The sequence below is a fragment of the Burkholderia sp. AU39826 genome (assembly GCF_020419965.1).
Lineage (GTDB): Bacteria > Pseudomonadota > Gammaproteobacteria > Burkholderiales > Burkholderiaceae > Burkholderia > Burkholderia semiarida.
Window position 1 is genome coordinate 324332 of the sequence record NZ_JAIZQG010000003.1, and the last position, 13943, is coordinate 338274.

Below are 13943 nucleotides of genomic sequence, written 5' to 3' on the forward strand. Positions count from 1 at the left end.
CGTACGAATTTATTCGTATTGGCCATCCGGCCAGTGTCGCGAACGCTTGCCCGGCAACGGTTCCAACGCAATCGCGCCGGCTGGCCGCATCGTTACTTCGTCACGGATATGTCAAAAAACGTGTCGGCGGACGATTTCGGCTCGCCTGCCGCACGCCGAACGAGGGCCTCGCTCGCGTCTCGTCGATACCGCTCGAACTCGCGCGCGAACGCCGCGGCGTCGCCTGCCAACGCCAGCGCTTCCATCGACGCGCAGATGCCCGATATCTCGTGCTCGCCGATCATCGCGAACGCACCGCGCATGCTGTGGATCTCGGTCCGGGCGGCCTTCAGGTCGCCGTCCTGCAGCGCGCGAGCGATCGCGGCATTCGAGCGGTGCGCGGTGTCCGACAGCACCTTGTGCAGATCCTGCGGCAGCGGCCCGTGCCTGCGCGACGGCGGCGGCGAATGCGGCGGCAGCGACGCGCCGGTGTGTTTCGTGATCGCCAGCTCGAGCGATTTCAGCGACGTCGGCTTCGCGACGATCTCGTCGATCCCGGCTTCTCGTGCAAGACGCAATTCGTCGGGCTCTGCATGCGCGGTCACCGCGAGAATCGGTCGTGCGCGGCCCCGCTCGCGCAGCACGCGCGCAAACGCATAGCCGTCGAGCCCCGGCATGTTGAGGTCGGTCATCACGAGCGCATAGTCGTGCTGGTCGACGAGATCGAGCGCTTCCGCGACGCTCGATGCGACATCGGCCGGATAGCCTAGAACATCGAGCTGATCGTGGATCAGCGAACGGTTTACCGGATTGTCGTCGACGAACAGCACGCGTGCGTTCGGCGCATCCGAACCCGCATCGGGCCGTGCCGCGCCCGGCCGGTGATCGAGCGGCAGCGGCAGCGTGACGACGAACGTCGAGCCGACGTCCGGCACGCTGTCGACCGAGATCCCGCCGCCCATCGATTCGACGAGCTTGTGACTCAGCGCCAAGCCGATGCCGGTGCCGCCGAAGCGCCGCGCGATCGACCGGTCGGCCTGCGCGAACGGCTCGAAGATGCGCGCGAGCTGGTCGGCCGTCATCCCGATCCCCGAATCGCTGACGCGGATCGTCACGGGCGTCGCGTCGACCGCCGATGCGGACACCGACAGCGCGACCGTCCCGCGATCCGTGAACTTGATCGCGTTGCTGACGAGGTTCACGACGATTTGCCGCACGCGCATCGGATCGCCGACGTACGCATGCGACACGGCCGGGTCGATCTCCACGCGCAGCGCGACGCCCTTCGCGGCGGCCATCGGTTCGAACAGGTCGGCGAGGTCGCGCATCAGTTCGTCGATGCGGAAGCTGGTGGCTTCGAGCGTCATCCGGTCGGCTTCGATCTTCGTCATGTCCAGCACGTTGTTCAGCATGTCGAGCAGCATCCGCGCGGCCGACGTCACTGCGTGCAGCCGGCGCTTCTGTCGGCTCGGGTCGGGCGCCTTGTCGAGCAGTTCGAGATTGCCGAGCATCGCGTTCAGCGGCGTGCGGATCTCGTGCGTGATCGTCGCGAGGAACGTCGACTTCGCGCGGTTCGCGCTGCCGAGCGCGCGCTCGGCGTCGGCGCGCGTCGTGATGTCGGAGAAGCTGCACAGCAACGTATCGCGACCCTTGTAGCGCGCGCGGACGAAGTTGACGAGCAGGTCGCGCATGCGGCCGTCGCCGAGCGTCACCGGCAACTCGACGTCGAGCTGAAACGCGTCGCCGTCCTGGCGCTCGCGATAGCGCGCCAGCAGGCGTTCATGCAGCGGCGGCGAGCCGGCCTCCTTCTCGTAGAGCTCCATCATCCGGTTGCGCAGCAGCACCTGGCGCGAGCCGAGCGAAATCAGGCCGATGCCGAACGGCGCGGTCGAGATGATCGCGCGGCACATCTGCTCGCTCTCGAACACGCGGCGCGAGCGGCGGAACAGCGGCGCGAACAGTTTCAGGTCGAACGCGACGACGAGCGCCCACAGGACGGCGAGCATCAGCGCCGTCGTGCCGGCCTCGCGCAGCATCGCCGGCCAGATCGCGTGCGCGATCATCCGCCACGAATAGGCGTAGACGATCGCGAAGCCCGTATCGGAGATCCGGTCGCTGACCGTGAAGATGCCGTCCCGGTAGTTCGCGGCGAGCCGGTCGAAGCCGTGCCGCCAGTCGCCGTCGGCAAGCGCCTGACGCATCAGCGCGGGGCCGTCGGTCGACGCGTTCGTCCGGTCCGCGCTCAGCAGGATGCGGCCGCTGTCATCGACCAGCATCGCGACCGTGTCGTCGGGCGCGTGATTCATCCGGTCGGCGATCACGTCCACGTCGAGATCGCTGACGAAGGTCATCACGTGATCGGGGCCGTCGAACACCGGCTCGACGAGGCGAAACACCGTCTTGCCCGTGAGCGGATCGACCGCGGGCGGCTGCCACGCGATGTGGCGCGTGTCGCGCCAGTGGCGCGCGATCGCCGGATTGCGCCAGTCGGCGACGTCGAAGGCGAGGCGGTCGATCAACCCGTGTGTGTCGTGCACGCCCATGCGTGCGAGCAGGTCGGGATACGGCGTGTTCGGCGGCGGCGTGATCGCGATCACGCGATGGTCGGGGCTGTATGCATAGCCGGTGACGGGCCGGCCGGTCTGGCGCTCGGCGGCCGCGATCGAGATCGTCTGGCGTTCCATCAACTGCACGTAGCGATCGAATTCGCCGTTGGCGGTCGCATCGGACGTCGCCGCGACGAACACTTCGGTGGCGCCGCGCATCGGCGACAGCAATACGTGCCCGTCGCGCCGGAGCGTATCGGACGAGGTGCGCGCGTGCGGCGGATGGCCGTTCCATAGCAATTCCGCATTGATGACCGCGCGGCGCATCGACGCCTGCTTCGCGTCGATTTCGAGCTGAACGAGCGCCTTGTGCGTCGTGAGCAGCTCGCGCCGTTTCGAGATGTAATCGCGCACCGATCCGGTGAGCAGGATGCTCGCCGTGAACAGCATCACGAGCGACAGGAGCACGGCGCCGCCATACAGCGTGAAGCGCTGGTAGCGATGCAGCAGGCCCAGATCGTGCGGCTCGCCGCCGATCGAAGCGAACGGCGCGCCGGCATCCGCCTGGGACGCGAAGAGATGTCGAATGGGCATGGAGCGAATACCGTGAATCGATGCGCAAATCAGGAGCCGCGAGCGGTTCGCGCGGTGCCGGCCGCGCGCAAGCCGGGACGTGGGGCGATATCCGTAAGCCGTGTGGTGAGGCAGGCGAATCGCGCTGCCGGCTCGGGGAACGAGCGAATTATCGGGATAGTGGGATCGCCCGTATGTAGGGCAATCCGAAACAGTCGACGGCAATGACTAAGACCAGTCCTATTTGTTCGAGACCTTGCGCGATGCGTATATAAATCCTGCTGCGTGCGCGTGTCAATTCAAATCGAAAATCGATCAATAGAACGTAGTAACCATGGCCGTTTGGCACAGGCGATTGTCAAGCAACGTCAGGCTAGGACCGGTCCTACAAAATAAGTCATCGCACGTCCGGCCGTCTGATTAACCAAATGACAGCCGATCAATACATTGGCATCTGTGGACGAGGTTCGTCCTTCCCCCTTCTTCTACAGAGGCTATCAACGTGAACACGACTTATCGGACCGTCTGGAACGCGACGACGGGCACCTGGGCGGCAGCGCCCGAAACGGCGCGGATGCGCACGAAATCCAAATCGGGCTCGGCGATGAAGTCGTCGGTGTCGGCGGCGGTCGCGGTCATGGCCGGGGTGGGTGGTGGAACGATGTCGGTCGATGCGATGGCGCAGGTCGCGGCGAACGGCGGTGGGTCGTTGACGCTTTGTGCACCTGGAACCGGTGCGACCGGAACGACGTTCGGCGGCGGCAATATCGCGGGCACACGGACCACTGCGGCATGCGGTACTGCGTCCCAGGACTTCAGGCTCAGCGAAGGCCACGCGCGGGCGTTCCAACTGTACAACCACAGTAACGTCAATGGCGGCGGCATTGGGCAGGCAAGTGCCGCGACTGAAGCCGGCATCAGCGGTACGTTGGACGGGCACCTCTTCCTGCTCGGCGGCTCCGGCGTGCACCTCAGGGGGCCGGTGGATTTCGACAGCAACGCCAGCATGACGAACCATCGCATCACGAACCTGGCAAACGGTACGGCTGGGACGGATGCCGTTAACCTGAATCAGCTGAACGCGGCGATCGCAGTCGCGAGCGATGACCCCTACGTCAAGGTCAACAGCACGGGAACCGCGGCAGCGGCAAACGGGGCGGATTCGATCGCGATCGGTGCGGGGAGCAACGTTCGCAACGGGTCGTCCAACAGCATCGCGCTTGGCAATGGCGCGACGGTGAACTCAAGCAACCGGTACATCCCGGTCAACGGCATTGCGATCGGTAACAACGCGCGCGTCGTCGATGGCGACATCCCGGGTGCGACAGGCGCGATTGCATTGGGCGACTCCGCGACGGCGGCCGGTATCGGCGCGATCACGATCGGCACAAACAGCCGGAACACCAATTCCTATACGACCGCGTTGGGTGCGAATACGCTCGTGACGGGAGGCGGATCGACGGCGCTGGGCGCCAACGCGACCGCAACGGGCGGGAACTCGCTCGCACTGGGGGGCAGTGCTACCTCGAGCGTTTCGAATGGTGTCGCGTTGGGTGCGGGCAGCGTGGCGACGCGCGCGAACGGCGTATCCGTCGGCTCGGCGGCGCAGCAGCGCCAGATCGTGAACGTGGCCGCCGGCACGCAGGGCACGGATGCGGTGAACGTGACTCAGCTCAATACGGCGATCGCGGCAACGAACAACCCGCGCATCGTCGTTGGCGGTGCGACCGACGCGACCGTATCGGGCCGGGCCGGCAACATCGCGATCGGCAGCGGGGCCAATTCGGCGGCGTCCGCGCTCACCTCCGCGTCGATCGCGGTGGGCGATGGCGCGAGTTCGACCAGTGCCGGCACCGTCGCGGTCGGCAGCAACTCGAACGCATCGGGCTGGGAGACGGTCGCGCTGGGTCTGCGGGCCTCTGCAACCGGGGCGATGTCCGTGGTCGTTGGCGGCGACGCGTCGGCGACGGCGGACAATGCGGTCGCGCTTGGTACGAGTTCGGTTGCGGATCGCGCCAACAGCGTATCCATCGGTTCGGCGAGGCAGCAGCGTCAGATCGTCAACGTCGCGGCAGGTACGCAAGACACCGACGCCGTGAACCTTGGCCAGTTGAATGCGGCTATTGCCGCAGCCGGCGGCGGTGGCGGTGGCGGCGCGACGGACAACCCGTACGTGCGGATCAACAGCACCGGAGCCGGGGCGGCGGCGACGGGCAGCAACGCAATCGGGATCGGGATGGGCGCGTCGGCCGGTGGGCCGAACGCCATCGCGATGGGAAATGGCGCGCGTACCAACAGCAGTGGTTTGGCCTTCACGCCGACCGGCGCCATCGCGATCGGCAATAACGCCGCCGCCGATGCCGGCGCTCTCAATGGCGCCATTTCTTCCAGTTCGGTCGCCGTGGGCAGCAACACGGCTGCTTATGCAGCCGGGTCTGTGGCTATCGGCGATGCCGCCAGGGCATCGGTTTCGCCGACGACTGGCGCTGCCGGCGACGATGCGAACTTCGGTGTGTCGATCGGCCAAGGTGCCGTGTCGAGCAATGCAGGTACCGCGATCGGCTACGTGAGCCGTGCGATGGGCAACTACGGGACGGCGCTGGGCGAGCGGGCCAACGTGGATGTGAATTCGGCCTACGGCCTTGCTGCCGGTGCCGAGGCATCGGTGGTGGGGAGCACTGCCGGTGGCACGACTCGCACGGCCAACAACAGTGTCGCGCTCGGCCGCGGCGCCCGCGTCGCGGCGACCAGCAGCGCTAACGCGGACGACAGCGTGGCCATCGGTTCCCGAGCCGGTGTCACCGCATCGAATGCCGTGGCGCTTGGCGCCGGTTCCGTCGCCGATACGGCTGACACGGTGTCGGTCGGCAATGCTTCCGCGCAGCGCCGCATCGTCAATCTGGCCGCTGGTACGGCAGACACCGACGCGGTGAACGTGTCGCAACTGAAGGGCTCGGGCCTGATCGGCGACGATGGCCAGTCGATCGCGGCGGTGACGTACGACCGCCACGCGGACGGCACGCCGAATTACGGCTCGGTGATGCTGGGCAACGGCACGGGTCCGACGCAATTGAAGAACGTCGCGGACGCGACGGACGATCACGACGCGTTGAACCTCGGTCAGCTGAAGGGCACGGGCCTGGTCGGCGACGACGGTTCGGGCAACCTGACGTCGCTGGCGGTGACGTACGACGACGCGACGAAGGCTGGCGTCACGCTGGGCAACGCTGGTACGCCGGTGGCGATCCATAACGTGGCGGCGGGCGATCTGTCGGCAACCAGCACGGACGCAGTGAATGGTTCGCAACTGTTCGCGACGAACACGCGCGTTGGTTCGCTGGAAGATTCGCTGAAGGACGGCGGCGTGATCGACCCGACGACGGGCGAATCGCTGGCAGTCGTGTACGACAGCGCGACGAAGAACCACGTGACGCTGGGCGGCGCGGGCGCGGCCGCTCCGGTGACGCTGTCGAACGTCGCGGCGGGTGTCGCGGCGACCGACGCGGTCAACGTGCAGCAATTGCAGCAGACCGTGGCGACCGGCAACCCGTATATCGGCGGGCGCGGCACGGGCGTCGCCGCGCAGGCGACCGGCATCAACGCGGTGGCGCTGGGCCTCGGTTCGGTGGCGAACGAAATCAACACGATTTCCGTCGGTAACGATACGACCGGCCTGCAACGACGCATCACGAACGTGCAGAACGGCCAGGCCGACAGCGACGCGGCGACCGTCGGCCAGGTGAACGACCTGATCGGCGTCACGACGACCACCACGCAGGCGGCGATCGACGGCGTCGACACGAAGACGCAACTGGCGATCCAGGACGTGAACAACCGACTGGATTCGATCGCGACGACCGCGGGCACGGATCCGTATGTCCAGGTCGATGGCGCGGGCGATGGCAGCGACAACGCATCGGTGGGTGCGGGCACGTTCGGCGTGGCGATCGGCGCGGAAGCCAGCGCGACCGGCACGACGGCGATCGCGATCGGGCCGCAGGCGGTGTCGTCGGGCACGGGTTCGGTGGCGCTGGGCGCGGGCGCGTCGGCGACGGCCAACGGCGCGGTCGCGTTCGGCAGCGGCCGCGCGACGGGCACCAGCGCACTGGCGCTGGGCAACGGCACGGTGGCGGGCGGCAACAACGCGGTGGCCGCGGGCTTCAACGCGCAAGCCGCGGGCCTCAACGCGCTTGCGCTCGGCAACACGTCGCGGGCCAACGCGGCGGACTCCATGGCATTCGGCACGGCCGCGCAGGTCGATCCGCTCGCGACGAACGCGATCGCGATCGGCCGTCAGGCCAGCGTGACCAGCGCCGCGCAGAACGCGGTCGCATTGGGCTCGAACTCGGTCGCGGACCGTCTGAACTCGGTTTCGGTTGGCTCGACGGGCCAGCAGCGCCAGATCATCTACGTCGCACGCGGCACGGCCGATACCGACGCCGTCAACGTCAGCCAGTTGAAGGACGCGATGTCCGCATTCGGCGGCAACGCGGGAGTCGGCGCGGACGGCTCGATCACGAATCCGACCTACACCGTCGGCGGTACGACCTATCGCAACGTCGGCGATGCGCTCGATGCGCTCGCCCAGCTCGGCGGTGGCGCGGACCCGCTGGCCGTGACCTATGGCACGAATCCCGACGGTTCGCCGAATTTCGAAGTCGTCGCGCTGAAGGGTGCGAACGGCACGAAGCTGTCGAACGTGGCGGCGGGCGACGTGAACGCGACGAGCACGGACGCGATCAACGGTTCGCAGCTTTACGCGACGAACCAGGACATCGGCGACCTGCGCGACTCGCTGAAGGACGGCGGCGTGATCGATCCGGTGACGGGCGAATCGCTGGCGGTGGTGTACGACGGCGCGGCGAAGGACACGGTCACGCTGAAGGGCACGGACGGCACGACGCTGACGAACGTGAAGGCCGGCGTTGCCGACATGGACGCGGTGAACGTGAGCCAGTTGAAGGGTTCGGGCCTGATCGGCGACGACGGCAAGGCGATCGCCGCGGTGACGTACGACCGCCACGCGGACGGCACGCCGAACTACGGTTCGGTGACGCTGGGCGACGGCGTGACGCCGACGAAGCTGTCGAACGTGGCGGACGCGACGGGCGACCACGACGCACTGAACCTCGGCCAGTTGAAGGACACGGGCCTGGTCGGTGACGACGGTTCGGGCAACCTGACGTCGCTGGCGGTGACGTATGACGACGCGACGAAGGCCGGCGTTACGCTGGGCAATGCCGGTACGCCGGTGGCGATCCACAACGTGGCGGCGGGCGACGTGTCGGCGACGAGCACGGACGCGATCAACGGTTCGCAGCTTTACGCGACGAACCAGGACATCGGCGACCTGCGCGACTCGCTGAAGGACGGCGGTGTGATCGACCCGACGACGGGCGAATCGCTGGCGGTGGTGTACGACAGCGCATCGAAGGACAAGGTGACGCTGGGCGGCGCGGCCGCGACGGCGCCGGTGACGCTGACGAACGTGGCAGCCGGCAAGGGCGACACCGACGCGGTGAACGTGGGTCAGTTGAAGGACACGGGCCTGGTCGGCGACGACGGCTCGGGCAATCTGACGTCGCTGGTTGTGACGTACGACGACGCAGCGAAGAACGCGATCACGCTGGGCAACGCTGGTACGCCGGTGGCGATCCACAACGTGGCGGCGGGCGACCTGTCGGCGACGAGCACGGACGCGGTGAACGGTTCGCAACTGTTCGCGACGAACACGCGCGTCGGTTCGCTGGAAGATTCGCTGAAGGACGGCGGCGTGATCGACCCGACGACGGGCGAATCGCTGGCAGTCGTGTACGACAGCGCGGCGAAGAACCACGTGACGCTGGGCGGCGCGGGTGCGGCCAACCCGGTGGTGCTGTCGAACGTCGCGAAGGGTGTCGCGGGCACCGACGCGGTGAACGTCGACCAGTTGACCGATGCGATCAAGGATCTGGGCACTGGCACGGACCCGCTCGCGGTGTCGTACGACACGATCGCGAAGGATCGCGTGACGCTGGGCGGCACGGCCGCGACGGCACCTGTGACGCTGACGAACGTGGCGGCGGGCGGCGTCAACGCGACGAGCACGGACGCGATCAACGGTTCGCAACTGCACGGCACGGCGCAAAGCGTGGCAGACGCGCTGGGCGGTGGTTCGACCGTGGGCGCTGACGGCAAGGTGACGGCGCCGACGTATTCGCTGGCTGATCCGGCGGGCGGCGCGACGCCGGTGGACTATCACAACGTCGGCGACGCACTCGCGAACCTGGATGGCCGCACGAGCACGAACACGGGCGACATCGCGGATATTCGCGACCGGCTTGGCAATTCGGGCTTGTTCGATCCGACGACGGGCGAATCGTTGGCGGTGGTGTACGACAGCGCGGCGAAGGACAAGGTGACGCTGGGCGGCGCGACTGCGACGGCGCCGGTGACACTGACGAACGTGGCAGCCGGCAAGGGCGACACCGACGCGGTGAACGTGAGCCAGTTGAAGGACACGGGCCTGGTCGGCGACGACGGCTCGGGCAACCTCACGTCGCTCGCAGTGACGTACGACGACGCAGCGAAGAACGCGATCACGCTGGGCAACGCCGGTACGCCGGTGGCGATCCACAACGTGGCGGCGGGTGATCTGTCGACAACGAGCACGGACGCGGTGAATGGTTCGCAACTGTTTGCGACGAACACGCGTGTCGGTTCGCTGGAGGACTCGCTGAAGGACGGCGGCGTGATCGACCCGACGACTGGCGAATCGCTGGCCGTGGTGTACGACAGCGCATCGAAGGACAAAGTGACGCTGGGCGGCGCGACTGCGACGGCGCCGGTGACGCTGACGAACGTGGCGGCCGGCAAGGGCGACACCGACGCCGTGAACGTGGGCCAGTTGAAGGACACGGGTCTGGTCGGTGACGACGGCTCGGGCAACCTGACGTCGCTGGCTGTGACGTACGACGATGCAGCGAAGAACGCGATCACGCTGGGCAACGCCGGTACGCCGGTGGCGATCCACAACGTGGCGGCGGGTGATCTGTCAGCAACCAGCACGGACGCGGTGAACGGTTCGCAACTGTTTGCGACGAACCAGGACATCGGCGACCTGCGCGACTCGCTGAAGGACGGCGGCGTGATCGACCCGACGACGGGCGAATCGCTGGCGGTGGTGTACGACAGCACGGCGAAGAACCAGGTCACGCTGGGCGGCGCGGGCGCGACCACGCCTGTGCAGTTGAAGAACGTGGCAGCCGGCACGGACGACACCGATGCAGTGAACGTGGCTCAGTTGAAGGATGCGGGCCTCGTCGCACCGGTCGACCCGACCGATCCGAGCACGGGTCTGACGTCGCTGGCGGTGACGTACGGCACGAACGCGGACGGTTCGGCGAACTTCGACGAAGTGAAGCTGAAGGGCACGAACGGCACGACGCTGACGAACGTGGCGGCCGGCGCGGTGAGCGCGACCAGCATGGACGCGATCAACGGCTCGCAGCTGCACGGCACGGCGCAAAGCGTGGCGGACGCACTGGGCGGTGGTTCGACCGTGGGCGCCGACGGCAAGGTGACGGCGCCGACGTATTCGCTGGCCGATCCGGCGGGCGGCACGACGCCGGTCGACTATCACAACGTCGGCGACGCACTGGCGAACCTGGATGGCCGTACGAGCACGAACACGGGCGATATCTCGGACCTGAAGGATCGTCTGTCGGATAGCGGCCTGGTGGATGCGAACGGCAACACGCTGGCGGCGGTGACATACGACCAGAAGGGGGACGGCACGCCGAACTACGGCTCGGTGACGCTGGGTGGCGCGAATGCGACGGGCCCGGTGGCGCTGCACAACGTGGCGGCGGGCGACGTGTCGGCGACGAGCACGGACGCGGTGAATGGTTCGCAACTGTTTGCAACGAACCAGGACATCGGCGACCTGCGCGACTCGCTGAAGGACGGCGGCGTGATCGACCCGACTACCGGCGAATCGCTGGCAGTCGTGTACGACAGCGCATCGAAGGACAAGGTGACGCTGGGCGGTGCGGGCGCGACCACGCCTGTGCAACTGAAGAACGTGGCAGCCGGCAAGGACAACACCGACGCGGTGAACGTGGGCCAGTTGAAGGACTCGGGCCTGGTGGGCGACGACGGCCGGGGCAACCTGACGTCGCTGGCTGTGACGTATGACGACGGAGCGAAGACCGCCATCACGCTGGGCAACGCCGGTATGCCGGTGGCGATCCACAACGTGGCGGCGGGCGATCTGTCTGCAACGAGCACGGACGCGGTGAACGGTTCGCAGCTTTACGCGACGAACACCCGTGTCGGCTCGCTGGAAGACTCGCTGAAGAACGGCGGCGTGATCGATCCGACGACGGGCGAATCGCTGGCGGTGGTGTACGACAGCACGGCGAAGAACCAGGTCACGCTGGGCGGCGCGGGCGCAACGATACCGGTGCAGCTGAAGAACGTGGCAGCCGGCACGGACGACACCGATGCGGTGAACGTGGCGCAGTTGAAGGACGCGGGCCTGGTCGCACCGGTCGACCCGACCAACCCGGGCACGGGCCTGACGTCGCTGGCGGTGACGTACGGCACGAACGCGGACGGTTCGGCGAACTTCGGCGAAGTGAAGCTGAAGGGTACGGACGGCACGACGCTGACGAACGTGGCGGCCGGCGCGGTGAACGCGACCAGCATGGACGCGATCAACGGCTCGCAACTGCACGGCACCGCGCAAAGCGTCGCCGACACGATCGGCGGCGGTACGACGGTCGACGCGGACGGCAAGCTCGCGAACACGGCGATCGAAGTGAACGGTCAGAAGTACTCGACCGTCGAGCAGGCCGTTCAGGCCGCGGCAGCGTACGGCGCGACCGATTCGCTCGCGGTGCGTTACGACCTGAATCGCGACGGGTCGCCGAACTACGGTTCGGTGACGCTGGGCGGGACGGGCGCGGCGCCGGTCACGCTGACGAACGTCGCGGATGGCGCAAGCCGGTACGACGCGGTGAACTACGGGCAACTGAGCGCATTGCGTGACCAGTTCGGCGATCTCGACGGCCGTGTCGGCGCGCTCGAGCTGAACCCGGGCAACGGTGGCGGCAGTGGCGGCGGGTCGGGCGACAACCGGTACTTCGCCGGCACCGACACCGATCCGGCGGCGTCGAACCCGGCCAATGCAGGCACGGGCACGGGCAACACCGCGGCGGGTTCGGGCGCGACGATCGGCAGCGGCGCGAACAACGCCACGGTCATCGGCTCGAATGCGAAGAGCTCGGCCGACGGCGCGACGGCGATCGGCAGCGGCGCGAACGCATCCGGCGGCCAGGCGATGGCGATCGGCGACGGCGCGAACGCGTCGGGTTCGAACTCGGTGGCGCTGGGCGCGGGCTCGGTGGCGGCGGAAGCCAACACCGTGTCGTTCGGCAACGGCACCGACGACGGCAACCGCCGGATCGTCAACATCGCGGACGGCATGAACGCGTCCGATGCGGCGACGAAGGGTCAGCTCGACCGCGCGGTCGGCGGTCTGCAAGGGCAGATCAACGACGTGTCGAAGAACGCGTACTCGGGTATCGCGGCCGCCACGGCGCTGACGATGATTCCGGGCGTCGATCCGGGCAAGACGTTGTCGTTCGGTGTCGGCGGCGCGACCTACAAGGGCTATCAGGCCGTGGCGTTCGGCGGCGAAGCCCGCATCACGCAGAACCTGAAGATGAAGGCCGGCGTTGGTCTCTCGAGCGGTGGCAACACCGTCGGCGTGGGTGCGTCGTACCAGTGGTAATGCGCGGGGCGGGGCGCAAGCCCCGCCCGTGCCGACATCCGCAGTACCGCTTTCCTTTAATCCGATTTCTCCCGTCCGCCTTCGGGCGGACGTTTTCATCATGAAAATTTCCACCTTGTTGTTGCGCGCCGCATCGATCGGCGCGATCGCGATGGCCGTCGGTGCGTGCACGACGCAATCGGGCCTCACCTACGACATTCGCGCGGTATCGATCCCGGGCAAGCCGGACAACGTGTTCCGCGTGAGCTGCGACGGCCTGCTGGGCAGCGTCAATTCCTGCGCGCGCGCAGCGGAAGAATTCTGTCAGGGCAAGGGCTTCATGCCGCTCGAGATGATCGACCGCGTGTACAGCCGCTCGCCGATGAAGGATCCGCGCGAAATCACGTTCATGTGCGGCAAGCCGCAGCCGGCGCCCGTCGCGGCGCCGGCCGCGCAGCCGCAACCGCAGCCGGCCCCCGCGCCGCAGCCGGTTCCGCAGCGCCAGGTGCTGCTGCAAGGCGACGCGAACTTCGCGCTCGACAGCGCCGTGCTGTCGCCGCAGGCGCGCAACCAGCTCGACCGCTTCATCGACGTCAACCGCGGCATCGAATTCCGCCGCGTGACCGTCACGGGCTTCACCGATTCGACGGGCGGCGAGACGCACAACCTCGCGCTGTCGGCCTCGCGGGCGCGCAACGTGATGAACTACCTGAGCAGCAACGGCCTGAAGGCGCAGTCGTTCGTGTCGGAAGGCGCCGGCGCCGCCGATCCGGTCGCGACCAATGCAACGGCCGAAGGCCGCGCGCAGAACCGTCGCGTCGAGATCCGGATCGAGGCGCGATGACGCGACACGCGACGCGCCGGGCGGCGAGCATCGCTGATGCATCCGCCTGCTCGGCCCCGGCCCGGCAAAGCGCCGAAGCCGCCCGCTCGTCACGAGCCGGCGGCTTTTTTGTGCGACCGCACATCCCGGCGCCGGGCCGCCGGCCCGATCCATGGATGACACCCCGGTTTCATGCGAAGATAGCGCCCAATTACGATCCACGACGCGCGCGAGCGCCGTCGCCGCGCCGGTGCATGGCGGTTTCCGC

Annotated in this window: 3 protein-coding genes; 2 read left to right on the plus strand and 1 reads right to left on the minus strand. The window is 67.7% G+C overall.

Annotation, left to right across the window (positions count from 1 at the left end; translation table 11 throughout):
* Nucleotides 1-92 precede the first annotated feature (92 nt).
* Nucleotides 93-3119 (minus strand): ATP-binding protein, encoded by a 3027-nt coding sequence (locus tag LGM42_RS10495; RefSeq protein WP_226232171.1) that lies wholly within the window; start codon nucleotides 3117-3119, stop codon nucleotides 93-95.
* 481 nt (nucleotides 3120-3600) lie between these two features.
* Between LGM42_RS10495 and LGM42_RS10510 the strand changes: the two genes are divergently transcribed.
* The gene (locus tag LGM42_RS10510) at nucleotides 3601-12873 is read left to right on the plus strand and encodes a YadA-like family protein (protein WP_319001447.1); all 9273 of its coding nucleotides are present in this window, start codon (nucleotides 3601-3603) and stop codon (nucleotides 12871-12873) included.
* Between the two features lie 100 nt (nucleotides 12874-12973).
* Entirely contained in the window at nucleotides 12974-13696 is a 723-nt protein-coding gene (locus LGM42_RS10520; protein WP_226232172.1) for an OmpA family protein, read from the plus strand.
* Nucleotides 13697-13943 lie beyond the last annotated feature (247 nt).

Excerpts from the sequence above, each read along its gene's own strand:
- LGM42_RS10495 (WP_226232171.1), bottom strand. The coding sequence starts at position 3,119 with ATGCCCATTCGACATCTCTTCGCGTCCCAGGCGGATGCCGGCGCGCCG.
- LGM42_RS10520 (WP_226232172.1), top strand. The coding sequence starts at position 12,974 with ATGAAAATTTCCACCTTGTTGTTGCGCGCCGCATCGATCGGCGCGATC.